This is a genomic window from Acinetobacter sp. YH12064 (assembly GCF_013419735.1).
Taxonomy (GTDB): domain Bacteria; phylum Pseudomonadota; class Gammaproteobacteria; order Pseudomonadales; family Moraxellaceae; genus Acinetobacter; species Acinetobacter amyesii.
Genome location: NZ_VOZP01000002.1, coordinates 191,024 through 216,250, shown reverse-complemented (window position 1 = coordinate 216,250; position 25,227 = coordinate 191,024). Strand labels below are relative to the sequence as shown.

Annotated in this window: 21 protein-coding genes; 17 read left to right on the top strand and 4 right to left on the bottom strand. The window is 42.7% G+C overall.

Going from position 1 to position 25,227, the window contains the following annotated elements; all coding sequences use genetic code 11:
- Nucleotides 1–45: 45 nt before the first annotated feature.
- From FTU13_RS02680 to FTU13_RS02670, 3 genes are all read right to left on the bottom strand, one after another.
- Nucleotides 46–1,329: a ribonucleotide-diphosphate reductase subunit beta gene (locus tag FTU13_RS02680; protein WP_078191110.1), complete on the bottom strand. Its 1,284-nt coding sequence runs from the start codon at nucleotides 1,327–1,329 to the stop codon at nucleotides 46–48.
- A 417-nt stretch (nucleotides 1,330–1,746) separates the two neighbouring features.
- Nucleotides 1,747–1,941 carry a hypothetical protein gene (locus FTU13_RS02675; protein WP_180004740.1) on the bottom strand — a complete coding sequence of 65 codons (195 nt, stop codon included), beginning with the start codon at nucleotides 1,939–1,941 and terminating at the stop codon, nucleotides 1,747–1,749.
- Nucleotides 1,942–2,072: 131 nt separating this feature from the next.
- Nucleotides 2,073–4,904, bottom strand: a complete 2,832-nt coding sequence (locus tag FTU13_RS02670; protein ID WP_180126180.1) for a ribonucleoside-diphosphate reductase subunit alpha — start codon at nucleotides 4,902–4,904, stop codon at nucleotides 2,073–2,075.
- 588 nt (nucleotides 4,905–5,492) lie between these two features.
- On the opposite strand from FTU13_RS02670, the gene bfmR reads away from it, so the two are divergent.
- Together bfmR and bfmS are read left to right on the top strand one after the other, a co-directional pair.
- Nucleotides 5,493–6,209, top strand: coding sequence for a response regulator transcription factor BfmR (gene bfmR, locus FTU13_RS02665; RefSeq protein WP_067764711.1), 717 nt, complete (start codon nucleotides 5,493–5,495; stop codon nucleotides 6,207–6,209).
- Between the two features lie 44 nt (nucleotides 6,210–6,253).
- Nucleotides 6,254–7,915, top strand: a complete 1,662-nt coding sequence (bfmS, locus tag FTU13_RS02660; RefSeq protein ID WP_180126182.1) for a sensor histidine kinase BfmS — start codon at nucleotides 6,254–6,256, stop codon at nucleotides 7,913–7,915.
- Between the two features lie 91 nt (nucleotides 7,916–8,006).
- On the opposite strand, the gene FTU13_RS02655 is transcribed toward bfmS, so the two are convergent.
- Entirely contained in the window at nucleotides 8,007–8,363 is a 357-nt protein-coding gene (locus FTU13_RS02655) for a hypothetical protein (protein ID WP_078192296.1), read from the bottom strand.
- A gap of 557 nt (nucleotides 8,364–8,920) precedes the next feature.
- Between FTU13_RS02655 and ndhC the strand changes: the two genes are divergently transcribed.
- The 15 genes from ndhC (at nucleotide 8,921) to FTU13_RS02580 (ending at nucleotide 25,167) form a co-directional block, all read left to right on the top strand.
- Nucleotides 8,921–9,469: an NADH-quinone oxidoreductase subunit A gene (ndhC, locus tag FTU13_RS02650; protein ID WP_078192295.1), complete on the top strand. Its 549-nt coding sequence runs from the start codon at nucleotides 8,921–8,923 to the stop codon at nucleotides 9,467–9,469.
- 6 nt (nucleotides 9,470–9,475) lie between these two features.
- Nucleotides 9,476–10,153 carry an NADH-quinone oxidoreductase subunit B family protein gene (locus tag FTU13_RS02645; protein ID WP_078191105.1) on the top strand — a complete coding sequence of 226 codons (678 nt, stop codon included), beginning with the start codon at nucleotides 9,476–9,478 and terminating at the stop codon, nucleotides 10,151–10,153.
- Nucleotides 10,154–10,240: 87 nt separating this feature from the next.
- On the top strand, nucleotides 10,241–12,028 hold the full coding sequence (gene nuoC / locus FTU13_RS02640; RefSeq protein WP_180126184.1) for an NADH-quinone oxidoreductase subunit C/D: 1,788 nt from the start codon (nucleotides 10,241–10,243) through the stop codon (nucleotides 12,026–12,028).
- Nucleotides 12,029–12,042: 14 nt separating this feature from the next.
- The gene (nuoE, locus tag FTU13_RS02635) at nucleotides 12,043–12,552 is read left to right on the top strand and encodes an NADH-quinone oxidoreductase subunit NuoE (protein WP_078191103.1); all 510 of its coding nucleotides are present in this window, start codon (nucleotides 12,043–12,045) and stop codon (nucleotides 12,550–12,552) included.
- Nucleotides 12,549–13,880 carry an NADH-quinone oxidoreductase subunit NuoF gene (gene nuoF / locus FTU13_RS02630; protein WP_180126186.1) on the top strand — a complete coding sequence of 444 codons (1,332 nt, stop codon included), beginning with the start codon at nucleotides 12,549–12,551 and terminating at the stop codon, nucleotides 13,878–13,880. The genes nuoE and nuoF overlap by 4 nt, the downstream gene beginning before the upstream one ends.
- An 11-nt stretch (nucleotides 13,881–13,891) precedes the next feature.
- Nucleotides 13,892–16,570: an NADH-quinone oxidoreductase subunit NuoG gene (gene nuoG / locus FTU13_RS02625; protein ID WP_180126188.1), complete on the top strand. Its 2,679-nt coding sequence runs from the start codon at nucleotides 13,892–13,894 to the stop codon at nucleotides 16,568–16,570.
- Between the two features lie 3 nt (nucleotides 16,571–16,573).
- Complete coding sequence (gene nuoH, locus FTU13_RS02620; RefSeq protein ID WP_078191100.1) at nucleotides 16,574–17,590, top strand: NADH-quinone oxidoreductase subunit NuoH; 1,017 nt, start codon at nucleotides 16,574–16,576, stop codon at nucleotides 17,588–17,590.
- Between the two features lie 18 nt (nucleotides 17,591–17,608).
- Nucleotides 17,609–18,151, top strand: a complete 543-nt coding sequence (nuoI, locus tag FTU13_RS02615) for an NADH-quinone oxidoreductase subunit NuoI (RefSeq protein WP_078191099.1) — start codon at nucleotides 17,609–17,611, stop codon at nucleotides 18,149–18,151.
- Entirely contained in the window at nucleotides 18,151–18,669 is a 519-nt protein-coding gene (nuoJ, locus tag FTU13_RS02610) for an NADH-quinone oxidoreductase subunit J (protein WP_171262661.1), read from the top strand. Before nuoI ends, nuoJ begins: the two co-directional genes overlap by 1 nt.
- Nucleotides 18,669–18,977, top strand: a complete 309-nt coding sequence (gene nuoK, locus FTU13_RS02605; protein WP_067665227.1) for an NADH-quinone oxidoreductase subunit NuoK — start codon at nucleotides 18,669–18,671, stop codon at nucleotides 18,975–18,977. Before nuoJ ends, nuoK begins: the two co-directional genes overlap by 1 nt.
- Complete coding sequence (nuoL, locus tag FTU13_RS02600; protein WP_180105811.1) at nucleotides 18,974–20,863, top strand: NADH-quinone oxidoreductase subunit L; 1,890 nt, start codon at nucleotides 18,974–18,976, stop codon at nucleotides 20,861–20,863. The genes nuoK and nuoL overlap by 4 nt, the downstream gene beginning before the upstream one ends.
- A gap of 1 nt (nucleotide 20,864) precedes the next feature.
- Nucleotides 20,865–22,478: an NADH-quinone oxidoreductase subunit M gene (gene nuoM, locus FTU13_RS02595; RefSeq protein WP_078192291.1), complete on the top strand. Its 1,614-nt coding sequence runs from the start codon at nucleotides 20,865–20,867 to the stop codon at nucleotides 22,476–22,478.
- Nucleotides 22,479–22,481: 3 nt separating this feature from the next.
- The gene (nuoN, locus tag FTU13_RS02590) at nucleotides 22,482–24,026 is read left to right on the top strand and encodes an NADH-quinone oxidoreductase subunit NuoN (protein WP_078191095.1); all 1,545 of its coding nucleotides are present in this window, start codon (nucleotides 22,482–22,484) and stop codon (nucleotides 24,024–24,026) included.
- 126 nt (nucleotides 24,027–24,152) lie between these two features.
- The gene (gene upp, locus FTU13_RS02585; RefSeq protein ID WP_078192289.1) at nucleotides 24,153–24,788 is read left to right on the top strand and encodes a uracil phosphoribosyltransferase; all 636 of its coding nucleotides are present in this window, start codon (nucleotides 24,153–24,155) and stop codon (nucleotides 24,786–24,788) included.
- A gap of 85 nt (nucleotides 24,789–24,873) precedes the next feature.
- Nucleotides 24,874–25,167, top strand: a complete 294-nt coding sequence (locus FTU13_RS02580) for a cold shock domain-containing protein (RefSeq protein WP_180126189.1) — start codon at nucleotides 24,874–24,876, stop codon at nucleotides 25,165–25,167.
- Nucleotides 25,168–25,227: the final 60 nt, after the last annotated feature.

Genomic DNA, 25,227 nt, shown 5'->3' with positions numbered 1-25,227 from the left:
GTCGCAAATGACAACTTATGTGTCGCGCAATGTTTTGAATATCAATTACCAGCTTAACGCGCCACCAGTTTGGTAATCCGTTACGCGAGTTTCAAAGAAGTTCTTCTCTTTACGTAAGTCCATCATTTCTGACATCCACTGGAATGGGTTATTCACACCAGCAAATTGTTCAGGTAAGCCTAATTGGCTCAAACGACGGTTACAGATGAACTTCAAGTATTCTTCCATCATGCCTGCATTCATACCCAATACACCGCGTGGCATAGTGTCACGAGCATATTCGATTTCAAGCATAGTACCTTCAAGAATCATTTGAATGATTTCTTCTTGGAACTCAGCAGTCCATAGGTGAGGGTTTTCGATCTTGATTTGGTTGATCATGTCGATACCAAAGTTCAAGTGCATAGATTCATCACGTAAGATGTATTGGAATTGCTCAGCAACACCATTCATCTTGTTACGACGACCCATAGACAAGATTTGGCTGAAACCACAGTAGAAGAAGATACCTTCAAGTACGCAGTAGAACGCGATCAAGTTGCGAAGCAAGATTTGGTCGTTTTCAGGTGTACCTGTTTTGAACGTAGGATCACTTAAAGATTGTGTATATTTCAGACCCCAAGCTGCTTTACGAGCCACTGAAGGAATCTCACGGTACATGTTGAAGACTTCGCCTTCGTCCATACCTAAAGATTCGATACAGTATTGGTAAGCGTGCGTGTGAATCGCTTCTTCAAATGATTGACGTAAGATGTACTGACGGCATTCAGGGTTAGTAATGTGACGGTAGATTGCAAGAACCAAGTTGTTCGCAACTAATGAATCCGCAGTCGAGAAGAAACCTAAAGAACGCATAACAATGGTACGCTCATCTTCGGTTAAGCCATTTTCAGACTTCCAAAGTGCGATGTCATGGTTCATGTTCACTTCTTGTGGCATCCAGTGGTTTGCACAACCGTCTAGATATTTTTGCCAAGCCCATTCGTATTTGAATGGTACAAGTTGGTTTAAGTCAGCGCGGCAGTTGATCATCGCTTTATCGTCAACTTGAACACGCTGAGCACCCATTTCTAGCTCTTCTAAGCCAGGTGCAACGTCTAGATTTTCTAGAGCGTTAGATGCTCTTGCCAACGGATCGGTTGGATCTGTTGGTCGATTCGTACTGGTTCGAGCGGGTTGTGCAGCTGCCAAATTCGGCGATGAGTGCTGTGCATTAGATACCACTTGCGAATCAGTCGTTTTTTGCGGTTCGACGGGCGCAGGCTGGTGAGCTTGTGCAGCTTGTTTCGGTTCATCATCTTCGAAATCGTCCCAACTTAGGATAGACATAACAGTTCTCTCTTCGTTGCTTTATATCTTTTATAGACATCCAGCGTCGCTGAGATGTCCTACTATACGCTCAATTTGTGTAAGCAAAATTAAGTTTTGTCGATCACTGCTCTAAAAGTGTTCGGTAGAGCAAATATCCCCACTACTTATTTTGATTACGCGATTTATATGCCTTAAACCAGAAATAGGCGATCGGGACATAAAAAGTCAAAATAAAAGAAACCACCAAAGCGATAAGCCCTAACTGATAGTTATGCGTCATATGTGGCATGGTGGTGTCCTTGATTGTTAAATATTAAATCCTCCCCAAACCCCTCCTTTAATAAAGGAGGGGATTTCCGTGAATTATTTTGTTTTCACGGAAGTCCCCCTTTGGAAAAAGGGGATTTAGGGGGATTAGAAATATAATTTGTTGAATTATATTTCCTTGTGAGATTTAGCAACTTGAGTCACTAATGTCTCTTCAATATCTTGAGCTTGAATATCTGAGGAGTGTCCAGCGCTTCCACTTGTCATTAAGTAACAAACTAGAAGTACTCGGTATATAACTCTTTCAGACTCTTCAATAACTACACGCACTTTCTTCCGAAAATCTTTCAACTTCTTCGACATGTTCGCTCCTAAACGGAATCAATCAATACGAAGTAGCAAGAGTGAGTTCTTATGCTAACCACTCATAAGAATCAACCATTGCTAGATCGCAATGATGAGATAAATCCCGGTTGATTCCTAATTCAGTTAACTTATTGACAAGCCTCACAATCAGGGTTGTCAATTGAACATGCCATTGGCACTGGAGCTGCTTGACCAAAACCTTCTTCTTCAGCAGCAACTTCAGCTTTAGGTTCTTCTTTCGCAACAGCAGTTACAGGTGCAGCAACAGTAGCAGGCTTAACCGCGTTCAATGCACCAGTGTTAATGGTTGATTTCTCGGCAGAAGTCGCACCCAATGCACGTAGGTAGTAAGTCGTTTTTAGACCACGTAACCATGCCATTTTGTACGTCATATCAAGTTTCTTACCGTTTGCACCAGAGATGTAAAGGTTAAGAGACTGAGCTTGGTCGATCCATTTTTGACGACGTGATGCAGCATCAACAATCCAACGTGGCTCAACTTCGAACGCAGTCGCGAAGATTGCTTTAAGCTCTTCAGGAATACGTGCGATTTTTTGAACCGAACCTTCGAAGTGTTTCAGGTCGTTCACCATTACAGAATCCCAAAGACCGCGATCTTTTAACGCACGCACTAGGTACGGGTTGATCACTGTGAATTCACCAGAAAGGTTAGATTTCACATACAAGTTTTGGAAGGTTGGTTCGATTGATTGAGACACGCCACAAATGTTCGAAATGGTTGCAGTCGGTGCAATCGCCATCACGTTTGAGTTACGCATACCGTCTTTTTGAACTTTAGTACGTAAAGTATCCCAGTCCAAACGTGTTGTACGGTCAACTTCGAACATACGGTCAGGACGAGCTTTTTGTACGATATCTAAAGAGTCAATTGGTAAGATACCTTGATCCCAAAGTGAACCTTTAAATGTCTCGTAAGTACCACGTTCAAGTGCCAAGTCGCTAGATGTTTGAATCGCGTAGTAAGAAATCACTTCCATCGATTCATCAGCGAACTCAACCGCAGCATCAGAACCATAAGCCAATTTCATTTCGTATAAAGCATCTTGGAAGCCCATGATACCCATACCCACTGGACGGTGTTTTAAGTTCGAGTTGCGTGCTTGAGGAACAGCGTAGTAGTTGATGTCAATCACGTTGTCGAGCATTCGAACAGCAGTTTTAACTGTACGAGCAAGCTTTTCACGATCTAACACACCGCCTTGAACGTGTTGTACAAGGTTGATTGAACCTAAGTTACATACTGCGATTTCATCTTCGTTCGTGTTCAGCGTAATTTCTGTACACAAGTTAGAAGAGTGAACTACACCAACGTGTTGTTGTGGTGAACGTAAGTTACATACGTCTTTGAATGTGATCCAAGGGTGACCAGTTTCAAACAACATAGACAACATTTTGCGCCATAAGTCTTTCGCACGGACTTTCTTATGTAGCATGTTGGTTTCTTTCGCAATGCCTTCATAGTAAGCATAGCGTTCAGCAAATGCTGCACCTGTTAGGTCATGCAAATCAGGTGTTTCAGATGGTGTGAACAGAGTCCATTCAGCATCTTCGAATACACGTTGCATAAACAAATCAGGAACCCAGTTCGCTGTGTTCATGTCGTGTGTACGACGACGGTCATCACCGGTGTTCTTACGAAGTTCTAGGAATTCTTCGATGTCCAAGTGCCAAGTTTCAAGATATGCACATACTGCACCTTTACGTTTACCACCTTGGTTGACTGCAACAGCAGTATCGTTGGCAACTTTAAGGAACGGTACAACACCTTGTGACTTACCATTCGTACCTTTGATGTACGAGTTAAGCGCACGAACTGGCGTCCAGTCATTACCTAAACCGCCCGCCCATTTAGACAACATTGCGTTATCACGCATTGCGCCATAAATGTTGTAAAGGTCATCTGAAATCGTTGTTAAGTAACAGCTAGATAACTGTGGACGTAAAGTACCAGAGTTAAATAGAGTAGGCGTAGACGCCATGTAATCGAAGCTAGACAATAAGTTATAGAATTCGATTGCACGTTCTTCACGGTTTGCTTCGTTCAATGAAAGACCCATTGAAACACGCATGAAGAATAATTGTGGTAATTCGAAACGTACACCATCTGAGTGGATGAAGTAACGGTCAAATAAGGTTTGTAGACCTAAATAAGTAAATTGGTTTGAGCGTTCTGGTTGAATCGCAGCAGCCAATTTTGCAAGGTCAAAGTTAAGTAGTTCTGGAGAAAGAAGATCAAGCTCGATACCTTTCTTCAAGAAAGTTTCTAAAGCGTCGCCTTCATTCGTGTCACTATCTAAACCTAAGAACTCTAACCCTGTAGCAACAAGGTCGTTACGCAATAAACGCGCAGTCACATATGTATAGTTTGGTTCTTGTTCGATACGTGTACGAGTAGCCATCATCATGGTCGTTGAGATGTCTGACTCTTTTACGCCGTTATAAAGGTTTTTTACAGTCTCATCGATAATCGCTCGAACATCGATGCCTTCTAAACCTTCAGCTGCTTTAACAATATTTGCCTCAAGTGCGCCAAGATCAAGCGGTTTAAGCTGACCGTTTGAACCTGTCACTTGTAAAGTAGGGTGGTGGTGAGCACCAGTTTGTTTACGAGCTTCGGCACGTTGTTCGCGGTAAATCACGTAAGAGCGAGCAACTTTTTGCTCACCTGTACGCATAAGCGCAAGTTCAACCTGATCCTGAATTTCTTCAATATGAATGGTACCGCCAGAAGGTAAACGACGGTTAAAGGTATTCAACACCATCTCAGTTAATTGAGAGATACGGTCATGAATACGGCTGGAGTCAGCGCTTTGCTGGCCTTCAACGGCCAAGAACGCTTTACCAATCGCCACAGAGATTTTTTCTGCATCAAAAGGTGCAACGTCACCGGTGCGTTTAATCACCTGAATTTGACCAGGGGTTGAATTCGTTACGCTCATGCTAGCATAGCTCCATTTGTCATCTATTTTTATGTTAGGACCGTTTGAACTGGGCAATTTTTATGCCACAGTGTTTGAGGTTTAAACACAAGACCTAGTGGTTTAAAAATTTATTGAACACAAGATACGGGAAAATTCAGGGTATATCAATATTGACATTTTACTAAATGCTTTGAACTTTTCTGGCAGAAATCCATCTCAAAAAATCCCTATTTTTTATCTTTGTTATATATGCCTTATCCGACAAGGGCATAGCATAGCAAAGTCGAAAAAGAGTGCTTATAGATAACATTGTGGATAACTTCAGAAAGCCTAAAAAGTTGTGAATTAATCAGTCAGTTTTTATTCGATGAAAATGTATCCAAATTTATAATTGTTGGTATTGTGAGCAATAGGGTATGGAAATGATTGGTAAATACGGCTGCAAAAATGTAGCAGGTTAAAATTTATTACAAAATACGATATTGATGTATCAGTTTGGTGAATGCCATCTTGTTTACAATGTAAACGTGTGTATATTGCAAACTATGTTTAAGCGTATCTATCGGATTTCAAATAGGATACGCCCAATCAAATAAGGGGCAATCAATGAGCCAAGAAGAAAAGTTACCTAAAATTTTAATTGTTGAAGACGATGAGCGTCTTGCTCGTTTAACTCAAGAATACTTAATCCGTAACGGACTTGAAGTTGGGGTAGAACCAGACGGTAATCGTGCGATTCGCCGTATTATCGCTGAACAACCAGATATGGTATTACTCGACGTGATGCTTCCGGGTGCCGATGGTTTAACCATTTGTCGTGAAGTTCGTCCACACTACCATCAACCAATTTTAATGTTGACTGCACGTACCGAAGACATGGACCAAGTGTTGGGTCTAGAAATGGGTGCAGATGACTATGTTGCAAAACCTGTTCAACCTCGCGTTTTACTTGCGCGTATTCGTGCATTATTACGTCGTACAGACAAAGCACCAGAAGATGAAGTTGCACAGCGCATCGAATTTGATGATCTTGTAATTGATAATGGTGGTCGTTCTGTCACACTCAATAATGAGTTGGTTGACTTTACCAGTGCAGAATATGACCTTTTATGGCTGTTGGCATCTAATGCGGGTCGCATTCTTTCTCGTGAAGATATTTTTGAGCGTCTGCGTGGTATTGAATACGATGGTCAAGACCGTTCAATTGACGTGCGTATCTCGCGAATTCGTCCAAAAATTGGTGATGATCCAGAAAACCCGAAACGTATTAAGACCGTACGTAGTAAAGGTTATTTATTCGTAAAAGAAACCAACGGCATTTAATGTAAAATACCGTCCCTTAGTTTGGCAAAGTAGGACACTTTTACGTGTTTAAACACAGTATATTTTTGCGCGTTTATGCGGGGCTACTGATTTTAGTCTTTTTAGTCGCTACATTTGGCTATTTGCTGGTGCAAATCATTAACTACCAGCGCGCGCAAGAATATCGTGAATCGCTTACTGACGGTTTGGCTTTCATTATAAGTGAAGGTATTGCACGTCAGCCAAATGAACAACAAAAGTCAGATTGGGTGTCAGATGCATCCGATCTACTTGAGTTGCCTATTTATTATGTAAAAGCTAATCAGGTTGATTTAACCCGAGCGGAAACAAAACGTATAGAAGAGCGTAAAGCTGTAGTGCGTTGGGACGCACAAACCACAGCAGCTTATATTATTATTGGTTTAAAAGATGATCCTGCACATCTACTGTATATAAAAGCTGATAATATTTCAGAACGCCAAATGAAAGCATTGCCTGTATTTATACTGGATTATTTGGTGTATTACCCTGGTCAAGAAAAACAATATCTTGAAAAAATCCAACATCATTTTTCTTATCCAATTTCAATTCAAAATGTTCAAAGTTTGCCTTTAGATTCTGAGCAAATCGGCCGACTACGTTTAGATCACAGCATTATTTTGTATCGTGATAGTGCGACTGAGCGCGGCACAACTATTTCGATCGTATCACCAATTCCAAGCTCAACTTCAGAAGTCTTGGTCATGGGGCCGGTACCATTATTTAATTGGATGCCTTTCCAGTTGGCAGCGGGTATTACGCTACTGAGCTTGTTTGTCTTGAGCTTGGGTGTTTATGGTCTATTGGTGCCGATGCAACGTAAGCTGCGTGCTGTAAATTATGCGTTAAATAAAATGAAGGGCGGGGACTTATCTGTACGTCTGCCTGTCGAAAGCACGGATGAGTTTGGTACTTTAGCATCGAGCTATAACTCCATGTCAGATCATATTGAGCGTTTAATTGAAGCACAGCGTGAGTTGATGCGCGCGGTATCGCATGAACTGCGGACACCCGTGGCACGTATTCGCTTTGGTGTAGAAATGATGGCGGATGAAGATGATTATGATTACCGGCAGCAACAAGTTGAACAAATCGACAAAGATATCGAAGCGCTTAATACCTTGATTGATGAAATCATGACCTATGCTAAGCTCGAACAGGGCATGCCATCTTTAGAATTTGAAGATGTTAGCTTGTTTGAAGTTTTAGATCAGGTCTTGATTGAAACTGAAGCCTTAAAGACTGGGAAAACCTTGGAATTGCAAGCACCACCAATTGGAGTGGTTGTGGAAACCGAGCGTCGCTATTTACACCGTGTTGTACAAAACTTGGTGGGGAATGCAGTGCGATATTGTGACGATAAAGTGCTGATTAGTGGTGGTGTGAATGATGAAGGTATGGCTTATATCTGTGTTGAAGATGATGGCCCCGGCATTCCAGAAGAAGATCGTAAGCGTATCTTTGATGCTTTTGCACGTTTAGATGATAGTCGTACCCGTGCTTCAGGGGGCTATGGTTTAGGCTTATCGATTGTTAGTCGTATTGCATATTGGTTTGGCGGGACTATTGATATTGATGAAAGTCCAATATTAGGTGGAGCGCGTTTCACCATGACATGGCCTGCAACTCGTTTTAAGAAAAATAAACCGAAGTTAGATATTAAAGAGCCGAGTACCAATGGAAATTAAGTAAGCTTAGATATGTAGCTGAGCTGATTTTAGTGAATGATAAGTATAAAAGCCATTCAATTTGAATGGCTTTTTGATATCAGTTTTCTACTTATTCCGTAATTGTTGCATCGGGTTCAATAATAGGTTTGCCATTTTTTAATGCGGCAAGAGCATCTGCATTAAAATCGATGAGTAAGGAGTTGTTTTTAGCATCGATAGAATAATTGCTAATAAGTTTTTGATCACCGTTTAAAGTTTCAAGTTTATATTCATCTGCAATATTCATAATCCCGTTAAGGTTGGTTGTTGCAGAAGCTAAATCTTGTCGTAACAACTCATAGATATCACGTAAATCAAAAATGGCATTTTGAGCATCAGGATGCTTATCTAAGTAGCTTTTAATATGGTGAATCACCAATTGTGCAGATAGAAAATAATCAGGTTTATGCGTAAATTCTAAAGTCATTATTGTCTCTCCGTTGTGATTGCTTTTTCTGTTTTAACTACAAATATCACACTCTTTGTGGGTCGTGTCAAAGAATTGCAAAAAAGTCACAAGAAGCTAAAAAAAGCCTTTTTTCTTTGTGCAAATTCAACTTGTTTTTCATTTTAGGGGAAAGATCAAAGCTAATAGATGGAATCAAACAGGCAACCAATTTGACACATGATGGAATTTATTTAATAAATGATACGGCCATGAAAATTTAATAGATGAGCTAAAAGTTAAAGGATTTGTTCATGAAACTGAACAGTCATAATTTTCTGTTAAAATCACATAAATGTAATAATTAATAAAAAAATGCAATCTAATCTAATTAAGCGATTAATCCTAAATTTAAGGGAGTAAACCCAATTTAAATGCTGAAATGATTAAAAAATCATCCTAAAGACGAATATCGATAAGCTAGCAAGAAGCCTCCTCAATCAGGTACAATTGGCGGGATTAATTTTGTGTTTGGTGTATTTGAAGGCCAATACATACATTCTTTGTTAATAAATAGGCCTGCCAGGAGTTATCCCCGCATGAGTGCCATTACTCCATACGATTGGGCAATTATTGCCTTCGTGATCGGCGTTACATTCCTTTGCGTCTTTATGCTGACCGTCCCTTTACTCCTTGGGGGTAAATCATGGGGTCGTGCTAAGCAAGAGCAGTTTGAGTCAGGTGTAGTAGGTGCTGGTGGTGCACGTATTCGCTTGTCTGCGAAATTCTATTTAGTTGCGATCTTCTTCGTGGTGTTCGATATCGAAGCACTTTACCTTTATGCATGGGCATCTTCTGTTCGTGAAACTGGGTGGGTTGGTTTTGCAGCTGCAGCAGTCTTTATTTTAGTTTTACTTGCTGGTTTGGTTTATGAATTGTCTTCTGGTGGTTTGAATTGGTCACCTTCTGACAAGCGTAAAGCGGCGGGAATTAAACCTAAAATTGGTTCGCCAAATATGGATATCGCAGAAATCACACGCTTTAACTCTATTGAAGAGTTGGTTATGGACCCTACAGGTCAAATTCCAGCGCAATCATCTGGTCGTGTGAAATCTAAGTCACCGACTGCATCATCTGACAAGGAGTAAGACGGGATGAAATATACATTAACCCGTGCGAATCCGGATGCTGATCAATATCCACTTCAAGAGCGTCAAATCGTCACCGATCCGCTTGAAGAAGAAGTGAATAAAAATGTGTTCATGACTCGTTTAGAGGATGTTGCACATACAGCAGTAAACTGGGGTCGTAAAAACTCAGTTTGGCCGTTCAACTTTGGTACATCTTGCTGCTACGTAGAGTATGCAACGACTTTAACAGGCGTGCATGACTTGTCACGTTTCGGTGCCGAGGTTATTCGTGCTTCACCACGTCAGGCTGATTTGATGATTGTTGCAGGTACATGCTTCATGAAAATGGCGCCTGTAATTCAACGTTTGTACGAGCAAATGCTTGAGCCTAAATGGGTAATCTCAATGGGCGCATGTGCAAACTCTGGTGGTATGTACGACATTTATTCAGTTGTACAAGGTGTGGATAAAATCATCCCTGTCGATGTGTATATCCCGGGTTGCCCACCACGTCCTGAAGCTTTAATTCAGGCATTGATGTTATTGCAAGACCAGATTCAACTTGAGCGCCGTCCTTTATCGGCAGTGATTGGTGATGATCTTAAGCCAGTGTATAAGCCAAAGATGATGCCAGAACGTGACCGTAAGAACGCACAGCGTATTGCAGTGAAAAACTTACGCTCAATGGATGAAATTAAATAATCACTGCGACGAAATATTGATACACCCGGACTGGGTGTAATTGTCGTTTTGATTGACTGAATTTGTATTAAATAGGAAGCCAAGCCAATGGCTGAAACTGACATTGCTATGCCAGAATCAACTCTAGTTGATTCCCGCCCTGCATTTGCAATTGTAGAAGAGCTCAAAACCAAATTTGGTGAGAACTTCTACGTGCAAACGACTTTTGAAGACTTTCCAACAGTCTGGGTTGAGCGCGCACGTGTACAAGAAGTTTTAATGTTCTTGCGTACGGTGTCACGTCCATACGTGATGCTGTTTGACTTGTCTGCGGTTGATGAGCGTTTACGTACACACCGCGATGGTCTGCCTGCATCTGACTTCACTGTGTTCTATCATCTGTTATCGCTTGAGCGTAACAGTGATATTCGTATTAAAGTTGCATTGAATGAGTCAGATTTGAACATTCCAACGGCAACCAACATTTGGCCAAATGCCAACTGGTACGAACGTGAAGCTTACGACATGTTTGGTATCAACTTCGAAGGGCATCCAATGCTCCGTCGTATCTTGTTGCCAACATATTGGGAAGGTCACCCGTTACGTAAAGAATATTCTGCACGTGCGACTGAATACACGCCTTATCGCCAAAACCAAGCGAAACAGGATTACGAACAAGAACATCTTCGTTTCGTACCTGAAGATTGGGGTATGAAGCGTGGGAACGATGATGAAGACTTCATGTTCCTAAACTTGGGTCCTAACCATCCATCTGCGCACGGTGCATTCCGTGTGATCTTGCAGTTGGACGGCGAAGAAGTGAAAGACTGTGTTCCTGACATCGGCTATCACCACCGTGGCGTGGAAAAAATGGCTGAGCGTCAAACATGGCACTCATTCATCCCGTATACAGACCGTGTTGACTACTTAGGTGGTTGTGCGCAAAACATGCCTTACGTTCTTGGCGTAGAGCAAATGGCAGGGATTACCGTTCCTGATCGTGCACAATGTATCCGTGTCATGATGTCTGAATTGTTCCGTATCAATAACCACTTATTGTTCATTGGTACTGCGATTCAGGATGCCGGCGGTATGACCCCAGTATTCTATATGTTCGCTGACCGTCAAAAAATCTATGACGCGATCGAAGCGATCACGGGTTACCGTATGCACCCAGCATGGTTCCGCATCGGTGGTACAGCGCACGACTTGCCAAACAACTGGCAGCACCTCATTCGCGAAATCCTAGATTGGATGCCGAAGCGTATGAACGAGTACTACACTGCAGCACTTAAAAACTCAGTGTTTATCGGTCGTACCCGTAATGTTGCTCAGTATGATGCTAAATCTGCATTGGCTTGGGGTGTAACGGGTACTGGTCTACGTGCTACAGGTATTGATTTCGACGTTCGTAAATACCGTCCTTATAGCGGCTACGAAAACTACGACTTTGATGTGCCTTTAGAGTACGAAGGCGATGCTTATGCACGTGTTCTTGTTCACTTCCGTGAAATTGAAGAATCGCTGAAAATCATCAAGCAATGTTTAGACAACATGCCTTCTGGTGCATACAAAGCAGACCATCCACTGGCTGTTCCACCACCAAAAGATAAAACTTTACAAGACATCGAAACATTGATTACGCACTTCTTGAGCGTGTCATGGGGTCCTGTAATGCCAGCAGGCGAAAGCTCTGTAATGGCGGAAGTGGTAAAAGGTGCGTCGAACTACTACTTGACTTCAGACAAGTCAACGATGAGTTACCGTACACGTATCCGTACACCAACCTTCACGCACTTACAGCAAATGCCTTCTGTGATTAACGGCAGCTTAATGTCTGACTTAATCATTTATTTAGCGACAATTGACGTCGTAATGGCTGACGTGGATCGCTAAGGGGTAATCGCATTATGATGATTTTGACTGACAAAAAACCACGTGTGAATGTTGAAGGGATTTTAACTGCGGAAGAAATCCACGATATCGAACATCACATTGGTCACTATCCGTACCCACGCGCAGCATGTCTTGATGCTTTGAAGTGTGTACAACGCCGTAATGGCTGGGTAGATGATGCACAGATGAATGCTATTGCGCAATTGCTTAGCATGAGCCTTGCAGACCTAGAAGGTGTTGCAACTTTCTATAACCGTATTTACCGTCAACCAGTTGGTCGCCACGTAATTTTATTATGTGACTCGATTGCTTGTTTCTTGATGGGTGCGGAAACACTTGCTGAAGCATTCCAGCGTGAATTAGGCATTTCATTTGGTCAAACGACTGCAGATGGTCGCTTTACTTTATTGCCAATTTGCTGCCTAGGTAACTGTGACAAAGGTCCGACGTTAATGATTGACGAAGACACTCACGGTCTAGTTGAAGTGACTTCAATTAAACAGTTATTGGAGAAGTATGTATGAATACTGAACCAAAACCAATTTATGGCGACGGTAACCCAGAAACTCACCCATTAACTTGGCGTTTGAGCAAACAGGAACACGTTCGCAGTGCAGATGATTACGAAGCACTTGAAGGTTATGCTGGCTTTAAGAAGGCTGTTGGCATGCAACCGAAAGAAGTGCTTGAAGTGATCAAAGCTGCGACTGTAAAAGGTCGTGGTGGTGCGGGCTTCCCTGCAGGGATCAAATGGTCGCTTATGGCGCCAAATGATAACTCAGGCCCTCGTTACCTCATCTGTAATGCCGATGAAATGGAACCAGGTACCTTTAAAGATCGTCTGTTGATGGAAAAACTTCCTCATCAGTTGATCGAAGGTATGTTGATTGCTGCTTATACATTAGAAGCAACACAGGGTTATATCTTCATCCGTGGTGAATACATCGAAGCGGCTCAATACTTAAATGAAGCATTGGACCAAATTCGTGCCAAAGGTTACTTGGGTGAAAACATCTTAGGTACAGGTTGGAACTTCGAGTTACACGTGCATACTGGTGCGGGTCGTTATATCTGTGGTGAAGAAACTGCATTGATTAACTCGCTTGAAGGTCGCCGTGCGAACCCTCGTACTAAACCGCCATTCCCACAAGTTGCAGGTGCTTGGGGTCGTCCTACGATTGTTAACAACGTAGAGACTTACAACAACTTACCCGCAATTATGCTTCGTGGTCCTGAATGGTATATCGGTTTATCTGAAGGTAAGTCGAAAGATCCAGGTACTAAAATTTATGGCGCTTCAGGCAAAGTAAAATTCCCAGGTCTTTGGGAACTACCATTCGGTACAACTGCACGTGAAGTGATTGAAGAACATGCCGGTGGTATGCGTGACGGTTTAAAACTGAAAGCATGGTTACCAGGTGGTGCATCAACTGACTTCTTGGCAGCAGAGCACATTGATCTTCCTATGGATGCGGAACACATCATGAAAGCAGGTTCACGTTTAGGTACGTGTTTGCTCATGGTTGTAGATGAAACTCAATGTATGGTTTCAGCAACCCGTAACTTAGAAGAATTCTTTGCGCGTGAATCATGTGGTTGGTGTACACCATGCCGTGATGGTTTACCTTGGGCGGTTAAAGCGCTTAAAGCATTGGAAGATGGTACAGGTAAAAAAGAAGATATCGATCACTTACAAGAACTAACTCGTAAGCTTTGGATTGGTAAAACTTTCTGTGCTCACGCTCCAGGTGCGATGGAACCACTTATGGGCGCACTCAAACATTTCCGTGGCGAGTTTGAAGCAAAAGTTGTAAACGCAGCTGCTCAAACTAGCAACGTAGAACAAGCTTAAGGAATTCGACTATGGCTACAATTCATGTCGATGGCAAATCGTATGAAGTCAACGGCTCGGAAAACTTGCTACAAGCATGTTTGAGTCTTGGCATTGATATCCCATACTTTTGTTGGCATCCATCCTTAGGTTCTGTCGGTTCTTGCCGTCAATGTGCTGTCACTCAATATGCGAACCCTGAAGATACTCGCGGTCGCTTGGTGATGTCATGTATGACACCTGCTGCTGACAATACCTACATCTCGATTGAAGACAAAGAAGCAAAAGATTTCCGTGCTTCTGTTGTTGAATTCTTGATGACCAACCACCCACACGACTGCCCAGTCTGTGAAGAAGGTGGTCACTGTCATTTACAAGATATGACTGTGATGACGCAACACGACCGTCGTCGTTACCGTTTCACTAAACGTACGCATTACAACCAAGAATTAGGTTCGTTTATTGCGCACGAGATGAACCGTTGTATCGCATGTTACCGTTGTGTTCGTTACTACAAAGACTACGCAGGTGGTACAGACTTTGGCGTGTATGCCAATGCATCACGTGTGTATTTCGGTCGTCCAGAGTCAGGCACATTAGAATCTGAATTCTCAGGTAACTTGACTGAAGTCTGTCCAACAGGTGTATTCACCGACAAAACTCACTCAGAACGCTATAACCGTAAATGGGACATGCAGTATGCGCCAAGCGTATGCCAAGGTTGTTCTTCAGGTTGTAACATTTCTCCAGGTGAACGTTATGGCGAACTTCGTCGTGTCGAAAACCGTTTCAATGGCGAAGTTAACCAATACTTCCTTTGCGATAAAGGTCGTTTCGGTACAGGTTATGTGAACCGTGAAGATCGTCCACGTCAACCACAATTCCGCTCTGGTGCAAATGTGACTACAGTTTCTGTAGACCAAGCATTGGATACCGTAATTGAAAATATCCAAGGCAAAAAAGTATTGGGTATCGGTTCACCACGTGCGTCACTTGAATCAAACTTCGCGCTTCGCGAACTTGTAGGTCAAGACAACTTCTCAACAGGTATGTCTCAAAAAGAGCAAAAACTTGTTGAGCTTGCAGCTTCTATCATGCAAACCGAAGGTGTTTATAACCCAGGTATGCGTGAAATCGAAAGCTACGATGCTGTGTTGATTTTGGGTGAAGACTTAACTCAAACTGCACCACGTATGGCTCTATCTGTTCGCCAAGCTGCGAAAAATAAAGCCAAAGAAATGGCTGCAGAGCGCCGTACGCAAGAGTGGTTGGCTGAGCCTGTACAACGTATTGCTCAAGATGCGAAATCTCCGATTTACATCCTTGCTGCAACTCAAACACGTTTAGCTGATGTTGCAACAGGTGAAGTTGTTGCATCACCTAACGACATTGCACGTTTAGGTTTTGCGGTCGCAGCTGCTGTCAAAGGTGAAGTGATCTTAGGTTTGGATGACGATGCAAAAGCATTTGCACAAACCATTGCTGACACTTTAAAAGCTGCGAAAAAACCATTAATCATCTCTGGTACAAGCTTGCAAGACGCATCAATCATGGAAGCTGCTGCACAAGTTGCACAGAACCTTGGTAATGCGGGCTTAACATTGACTGTTCCTGAAGTGAACTCAATGGGCTTAGCGATCTTTGGTGGTCAAAGTTTAGAACAAGCATTCGCACAAGATTACGATACCGTGATCGTGGTGGAAAATGACCTTTATCGTCGTTTACCAGCCGCGCAGGTGAATGCTGCACTTTCTGGTAAAGAAGTGATCGTACTTGATCATTCTGAAACTGAAACTGTGAAAAAAGCCAACATCGTACTTTCTGCTGCTTCATTTGCTGAAGGTGATGGTACTGTTGTCTCTCAGGAAGGCCGTGCACAACGTTTCTACCAAGTGTATGACCCAAGCTACTACAAACCAGAACTTGCGATCAAAGAATCTTGGCGCTGGTTACATGCCATTGAAACTGGCGTGAAAGGCAAAGCGATTTCTTGGACAGTTCTTGATGACGTGATTGAGTCAGTAGCGAAAAACGTTCCTGCACTTGAAGCAATTCAAGATGTAGCACCAGATGCTGGCTTCCGTGTACATGGTCTGAAAGTGGCACGTGAACCACGTCGTTACTCAGGTCGTACTGCGATGCGCGCACCACTTTCTATTCATGAACCAAAACAACCAGTCGATAAAGACTCTGCGTTGACGTTCTCTATGGAAGGTTATGTAGGTAACCAAACTCCAGCTTCACTTGTACCATTTGCTTGGTCTGCAGGTTGGAACTCACCACAAGCTTGGAACAAATTCCAAGACAACGTGGGTGGTCACTTAAAAGGTGGTGATGCAGGCGTTCGTTTATTTGATCGTTTAGCGAAACGTCCAGCACGTACATTCGTTGCACCTGCACCTGTTGCGGTTAATGGTGAAAGCTTCCGTCTTGTACCGATGCATCACATCTTCGCTTCTGGTGAATTTACAGTGAAAACACCTGCGATGGAATCACGTATTCCTGAAGCAATGTTTGCTGTGGGTGAACAAGATGCAGCACGCTTAAATGTTCAAGATGGTCAACGTATCGCTGTGAAAGCAGGGGATGTTGAAATCGTCCTTCCAGTTCAAGTGATTGAATACTTACCTACAGGTTATATCGGTTACCCAGTGGGTCTAGCACCTACAGTATCGCTTGCAGAACCTGTTTCAGTCGCGGTAGGAGTGTAATTCATGGAACAAGAATTAATCCGTCAAACGCCGCTGTGGGCTGAAAACTGGCCAATCGCCTATTCAGTTCTTCAAGCAATTGTGATCTTACTGGTTGTGGTATTGATCGCTGCGTTGATGTCTTTTATTGAACGTCGTTTACTCGGCTTGTGGCAAGACCGTTACGGTCCGAACCGTGTAGGTCCGGGCGGTATGTTCCAGATTGTTGCCGACATGCTGAAAATCATGTTCAAAGAAGACTGGACACCAAAATTTGCTGACAAATTGACTTTCCGTATGGCTCCAGCAGTTGCGATGGCAACTGCGGTGCTATCGTTCATGGTTATTCCTGTTTCACCTTATCTAGGTGTTTCAGACATGAGCATCGGTCTATTGTTCTTTATGGCAATGGCTGGTATTGCGGTATACGCAGTATTGTTCGGTGGTTGGTCATCAAATAACAAATACGCATTACTTGGTGGTTTACGTTCTGCTGCTCAAACCATTTCTTATGAAGTGTTCTTGGGTATTTCACTGATGGGTGTGGTTGCGATTGCAGGCTCATTCAACATGCGTGAAATTGTTGAAGCTCAACGTGATGTTTGGTTTGTTATTCCTCAGTTCTTAGGTTTCTTAATCTTTGTGGTTGCGGGTGTTGCGGTAACTCACCGTCATCCATTTGACCAACCAGAAGCAGAACAAGAATTGGCGGAAGGTTACCATGTCGAATACGGCGGTATGAAATGGGGTATGTTCTTCGTTGCGGAATACGTCAACGTCGTACTGATCTCTGCATTAATCGTGACTTTATTCTTCGGTGGTTGGTTAGCGCCTTTTAACCTAGATATTCCATTCATTCCAGCTGCGTTCTGGTTCATTATTAAAACAGCATTCTTTGTAATGATGTTTGTCTTGGCTCGTGGTTCTTTAATGCGTCCACGTTATGACCAAGTCATGAACTTTGGTTGGAAAATTTGCTTGCCATTGGCGTTGGTTAACCTTCTGGTAACTGGTGCTGTGATTCTGATGAATCAGGCCTAAGACAGCAGGGAGAATAAAATGTTTAAATTTCTAGCTGGATTTGGGTCAATTGTACGTTCGTTGTGGATGGTATTCTCACACGCGACACGTAAACGTGACACCATTTTATATCCAGAGGTTAAAGCGGAAGACATCGTACCACCACGTTTCCGTGGTCGTATCGTGTTAACGCGTGACCCTGATGGTGAAGAGCGCTGCGTTGCATGTAACCTTTGTGCGGTTGCATGTCCAGTCGGCTGTATTTCACTACAAAAAGCTGAAAAAGAAGATGGTCGTTGGTATCCGGAGTTTTTCCGTATCAACTTCTCACGTTGTATTTTCTGCGGTATGTGTGAAGAAGCATGTCCTACGACTGCGATTCAAATGACACCTGACTTTGAGTTAGGTGAGTATGTTCGTCAGGACTTAGTATATGAGAAAGAAAACCTTCTTATCTCAGGTCCTGGTAAATACCCAGACTATAACTTCTATCGCGTAACAGGTATGGCTGTTGCCGGTAAAGATAAAGGTCAGGCTCAACGCGAAAGCACACCAGTTGATGTACGGAGTCTATTACCATGATGTGGCCATTTTATTTGATGGCGCTTGTGGCCATCGTCTCTACCGTTCGTGTTGTAACTAACACGAACCCAGTACACGCTTTATTAAGCTTGATTATCTCTTTACTTGCAGTTGCAGGTATCTTCATGATCGTGGGTGCGCCGTTTGCCGGTGCCCTCGAAATTATCGTTTACGCTGGCGCAATTATGGTGCTATTCGTATTCGTCGTGATGATGCTGAATCTTGGTCAAAATACAGTTGAACAAGAAAGCAAATGGCTGACTTCTTCAGCGTGGGCATATCCTGCGTTGATGAGCTTCCTAATGGGTCTAATCCTTGTTTGGATGTTGAAGTCAGACTACACAACTGCTGGCACTGTCATGGGTGCTCAAGTTGTCGGTCCGAAAGAAGTGGGTACTTCACTCTTTACTCAGTACTTATTGCTGGTTGAAGTTGCTGCGATGTTATTGCTTGGCGCACTTGTCGCTGCATTCCATCTTGGCAAACGTGAGCCAGGTGCAGAAGAGGACAAAGAATAATGGGCAACATCCCTTTAGAACATGGTTTGATCGTTGCAACCATTCTTTTTGCACTGGGTTTTTACGGTGTGATGGTTCGACGCAACCTACTATTTATTTTAATGAGCCTTGAAATCATGATGAACGCTGCTGCTTTAGCGTTCGTATTGGCAGGAAGCGCATGGGCACAGCCAGATGGTCAAGTGATGTTTATCTTGATCTTAACGCTTGCTGCAGCAGAGGCTTGTATCGGTCTTGCGATCGTCCTTCAGTTCTATCATCGCTTCCATCATCTGGATGTGGATGCTGCTAGTGAGATGCGCGGATGAGTTATTTATATTTAACAGTACTTTTCCCGCTAATTGGTTTTATCCTGTTGGCGGCAGGTCGTAAAAACCTTCCTGAATCAGTTGCTGCAATTATTGGTGCAGGTTCAGTTGGTCTTTCAGCTTTATTTGCATTAATTGCCGGTATCGACTTTGTTAATAATGGTTCAGTTGCAACAACTCAGCATCTTTGGACTTGGTTCAGTGCAGGTAACTTAGCACCGGGCTTCACGCTTCATTTAGATGGCTTATCATTATTGATGATGGGCATGATCACAGGTGTGGGTTTCTTAATTCACATCTTTGCAACATGGTACATGCGTGGCGAAGAAGACTTTGCACGTTTCTTCTCATACTTCAACCTATTCGTAGCAAGCATGCTGCTTTTAGTGTTGGGTGACAACTTAGCGTTGTTATTCCTCGGTTGGGAAGGTGTAGGTCTATGTTCATACCTATTGATTGGTTACTACTACCAAACACCTGCAAACGGTTTTGCTGCAATTAAAGCATTCACCGTGACACGTGTGGGTGACGTATTCTTACTGATCGCATTGTTCTTGATCTACCAACAATTCGGCACTTTAAACATTGCAGAAGTTGTAGCTGCTGCGCCAACAGTTTTGGCTCAGAGTTCTTCAATTGCGATTTGGACTGCATTGATGTTGTTCTTGGGGGCTGCAGGTAAATCTGCTCAGATCCCATTACAAACATGGTTGGCAGATGCGATGGCTGGTCCTACACCAGTATCTGCATTGATCCACGCAGCAACAATGGTAACAGCAGGTGTTTACCTATGTAGCCGTATGTTCAGCGTGTTTGAACAAGCGCCAGAAGTGATGATGTTCATCTCAATCACAGGTGCGGTGACATTGTTAGTTGCAGGCTTTGCTGCATTGGTACAAACAGACATCAAGCGTATTCTTGCTTACTCAACTATGAGTCAGTTGGGTTATATGTTTATGGCTGTAGGTGCTGAAGCTTACCAAGCTGGTCTATTCCACATGCTGACTCACGCATTCTTCAAGGCATTATTATTCTTGTCTTCTGGTGCAGTGATTTTGGCTTACCATCACGAACAAAACATCTTCAAGATGGGTGGTCTATTCCACAAAAACAAATTCTTGTTTGCTTGTTTCGCGATTGGTGGTGGTGCATTGGCAGCGATTCCATTCATCACGATCGGCTTCTTCTCGAAAGATGCGATTCTTGGTGCGGTATGGGTGAAAGGTCAAGCAATAGCAGTTTATGACTGCTTGTACTGGACTGGTGTAGCAGGTGCGTTCTTAACTTCAATTTATACATTCCGTCTTATTTGGGTTGTATTCTTTGGTAAAGAAAACACGCCTTACCATGAAATCAAAGGTGTTACTTACTGGGGTCCATTGGCGATTCTTGCAGTGCTTTCAACTGGTTTAGCTTATGTATTAAAAGCACCAGTAACGAATATTTTAAATGCTGCACAAATCCCAGCGTTTGATATTCCAGAAGCACTAGAACACGGTATGCATAGCGCTGAATACACAGCTGTAGGTATTGCACTTGCAGGTCTTGCAGTTGGCGTGGTGTTATTTGCCTTTGCTTATGGTGCAGTGAAATCATTCGCGAAAACTTCACTGGGCGCGGGTCTTGCAAATATCTGTCGTAATGCACTTGGTTTCGATGCTTTGTATAACATTGTTTTCGTTAAGCCTTATTTGCTACTGGCTAAAATCTTTGGTCGTGATCCAATTGACGGCTTATGGCTTGTATTGCCTGCACTTGTTAAAGGCGGTAATAGCTTTACAAGTTCACGTCAAACAGGTTCATTGCGTGAATACGCATCTAGTATGGCATTCGGTACGTTTGCATTACTATTGATCCTGGTCGTGATTCAGGTCGTGGGGAAATAAAATGGAAACTCCAAACAATTTAATTCTACCCGCTCTGATCCTTATTCCGTTCATTGCAGGTTTTGTATGCTGGCTTGTCGATAAACTCGACAAGCACTTACCACGCTATATTGCCTTAATTGGTATGCTATTAACGTTGGTGTTAACCGTCGTTTTATGGCAAAGCGGTACTTATAACTATGAGTTGGGTACACAAGCTCCACAGTGGGCTGCTCAATTTAACCTACCGTGGATTACCACTTTAGGGATTAACATTCACCTTGCGGTGGATGGTCTTTCACTGCTTATGGTGGGTTTAACTGCATTACTGGGTGTACTTGCGGTCGGCTGTTCATGGGGTGAGATTCAAAAGAACGTTGGTTTCTTCCACTTAAACCTACTTTGGTCTTTAGGTGGTGTGATCGGTGTATTCTTAGCGATTGACATGTTCCTATTCTTCTTCTTCTGGGAGATGATGCTGGTACCAATCTACTTCTTGATCGCACTTTGGGGTCATAAAGGGGCAGAAGGTAAGTCACGCGTTTACGCTGCAACTAAATTCTTTATCTATACTCAGGTTGCGGGTCTGATCATGTTGATCGGTATCTTGGGTCTAGTGGTTGTTGGCTTCCAACTTCACGGTCAAATCAGCTTTAACTATGACTTCTTGATGAGTGTTGCACACACTGTTGAGGCGAAAGCTCCAGCACTTGCGTATGCATTCATGATCTGTATGTTCATTGGTTTTGCGGTAAAACTTCCAGTTTTCCCATTACACGGCTGGTTACCCGATGCACATGCACAAGCACCTACAGCGGGTTCTGTCGACCTTGCAGGTATCTTGATTAAAACTGCGGCTTATGGTCTTTTACGTTTCGTTATTCCATTCTTCCCAGTAGCATCTGCTCAGTTTGCTGACATCGCGATCATTCTTGGTCTAATCGGTATTTTCTACGGTGCATGGTGTGCATTCCAACAAACAGACATGAAACGTCTGCTTGCGTACACATCTATTTCGCACATGGGCTTCGTACTTCTTGCTTTGTATGCAGGTAACATCCTGACATTCCAAGGCTTGATGATTATGATGCTGGCTCACGGTCTATCTTCTGCTGCATTGTTCATTATGTGTGGTCAGGTTTACGAACGTCTGCATACACGTGACATGCGTTTGATGGGTGGTATCCGTGGTCAGTTCCAATACCTTTCATTCTTCTTAATGTTCTTTGTTGCGGCACTTGTAGGTATTCCGGGTCTAGGTAACTTCATCGGTGAATTCCTGATCTTGATGGGTTCTTATGACAAGTTCCCTGTGTACACAATCCTTGCTGCAGTAAGCTTAGTATTTGCCGGTCTTTACGGTTTAATTCTGATCCACAAAGCGTTGTTTGGTACACCAAACGAAGAACAAAAACAGCATTACGCAAATCCGTTGAAAGACTTAAATGCGCGTGAAGTTGTGATTCTTTTAATCTGTGCTCTTGGTCTAGTATGGCTTGGTCTATTCCCACAAAGCTTCCTTGATATTTCAAATTCAAGCATGGCGTGGATTGCAAATAGCTATATCCCAGTTCAAGAAGTCGTTGATGTTGTGCAGCAGATTGCTGTACAACCTGAAAATGTGGAGATGCAATAAGCCATGGACTTCACAATGTCATTTTCTGAGCTTATGCCATTAGCTCCTGTGATGATCGTGGCTTTAACTGCGATCGTCGTGATGTTGCTAATTGCAATCAAGCGTAACCACAATTTAGTTGCAACGACTTCCGTTATCGGTCTGAACCTTGCAGCCTTTTATATTATTTTTGTTTTCGTTGCAGGGCAGTATGCACCTGCAAACGTAATGAATTTGTTCATCGTAGATCCATTTACGATGTTGTACCAATTCGTGATTTTGATTGCAGCACTTGCTTGCTGCACATTGTCACATGCGTATATCGAAACCTATAAAGATAACCGTGAAGAACTTTATATCTTGATGCTGTGCTCTGTAACAGGTGCATTGTTAATGGTTGCAAGTTCGCACTATGCGTCTTTCTTTATTAGTCTTGAGTTAATGTCGATTCCTGTATACGGCCTATTGGCTTATACACACCAACGTTCACAGTCGCTTGAAGCGGGTGTGAAATATTTGGTACTTTCAGCAACTGCTTCTGCGATGTTGTTGATGGGTATGGCTTATGTATATGCGTACACAGGTACAATGGCATTCGTTGCTGAACCAGGCAAAATGTTCACAACTTTCAGCCAACCGGGCGTAGTCCTTGGTCTTGCACTAATTGTCTTTGCTGTTGCATTTAAATTGTCTCTTGCGCCATTCCACAAATGGACACCAGACGTGTATGCAGGTGCGCCAGCGCCAATCGCGACATTCTTAGCGACTGTGGCTAAAGTGGCAATGATCGGTCTATTCGTTCGTTACTTCTTAGCTTCTGGCTTAATCCTTTCTGATAGCTTCATTACAATCGTGACCATCATTGCAGTATTGTCTATCCTTGCGGGTAACTTACTAGCAGTACGTCAAGTGAACTTGAAACGTATCCTTGCATACTCTTCAATCGCTCACTTTGGTTACTTACTTGTTGCGATTGTAAGTGCACGTAATACTGACTTTGTTCAAGTACAAGGCTTTGCAACATTTAGCAGTGTCAACGTTTATGTGATCACTTATGTATTAACAACGATTGGTGCGTTCGGTGTTGTGACACTGATGTCTAGCCCTTACAACAACAAAGACGAAGCAGGTAGTCTTGCTGAGTACCGTGGTTTGTTCTGGCGTCGTCCAGTGTTGACTGCAACACTCACTGTCATGATGTTATCTCTTGCAGGTATCCCATTAACAGCGGGCTTTATTGGTAAGTTCCTTGTGATCAAAACAGCAGTTGCTGGTGGTTCATGGTTCTTAGCTGCGATGGTGATCCTTGGTTCAGGTATCGGTTTGTACTACTACCTACGTGTGATGATTGTGATGTACATGACTCCACCAGAAAACCCACGTATCGACGCTGTCGATCATTGGGGTCAAAAAGTGGGTGGTATTATGGTGCTTGGCGCAGCTGCACTTGTGTTGTTGATCGGTGTATATCCAGATCCAATCATTGCAGTTTCTCAAGTGGCATACTTTGCGATCTCACCTGAATTACAACAGTTCATTTTTAGCTTAATTCAAAGTGGTTTTAACTAATGAATTAAGCAATTAATTTGCTTATTACAAAAAAGCCTCCTGTAAAGGGGGCTTTTTTATTTTTATCATTTGTTAAATAGCTTTATAATGGTTGAAATTTTATCTTAACCTTTTAGGTGTTCTCCCGTGGCTATCCATGAAATCCGTCATCCGCTTATTCGACATAAACTCGGCTTACTTCGTCGTGCAGATATTAGTACTAAAAACTTCCGTGAGCTTGCTCAAGAAGTGACTATGCTTCTGACTTATGAAGCAACGAAAGATTTACCAATGGTCGATCATGAAATTGATGGTTGGAATGGTAAAGTAACTGTAGATCGTATTGCCGGTAAAAAAATAACAGTCGTACCGATTTTACGTGCAGGTATTGGTATGTTGGATGGTTTCTTAAACCTGATTCCAAGTGCGAAAGTATCTGTATTGGGTTTAGAGCGTGATGAAGAAACTTTAGAAGCGCGTACTTACTACAAAAAATTAGTACCAGACGTACAAAACCGTTTAGCGATGATTATTGACCCAATGCTTGCAACGGGTTCATCGCTCGTTGCCGCTATTGACGTTCTAAAAGCCAGTGGTTGTAAAGATATTCGTGTCATGGTGCTTGTTGCCGCTCCAGAAGGCATTAAACGTGTGAATGAAGCTCACCCAGATGTGATCATTTACACAGCATCTGTAGACCAAGGTTTAAATGAAAACGGTTATATCGTTCCTGGTCTTGGCGATGCAGGCGATAAAATTTTCGGTTCAGTTCAAAAAGACTAATTTTTGCATCATGAACAGAAAAGGGGCTTTTATAGCCTCTTTTTTATATACTAAAGACATTGGAATAAATGGAATAGGGTACTTTATGAAGTCCGAACAATATAAAGGTAAGGTGAAGCAGTACAATCCTGAAAAGGGCTTTGGCTTTCTTTCATGTGAAGAAGGTGATGTATTTTTCCATATCTCTAACTTTCCCGCAGATGGTGTCGAGCCAAAACGTAATGATCGTGTGAAATTTAATGTGGTGAAAAATGGTGATCGTTATAAAGCCATAAACATTGAGCGTGAAGAAGACAAATCTGCAAAAGCTAAAAAATCTAAAGTAGTGGCAAATAACCAGTCAATTACTTCAGCTTTGCTTTCGAATTTGCGTAAATAATGTGATTTTAAGATTTAATGGAAATCTTTGAAATAAAAAAGAGGTCTGTAGGACCTCTTT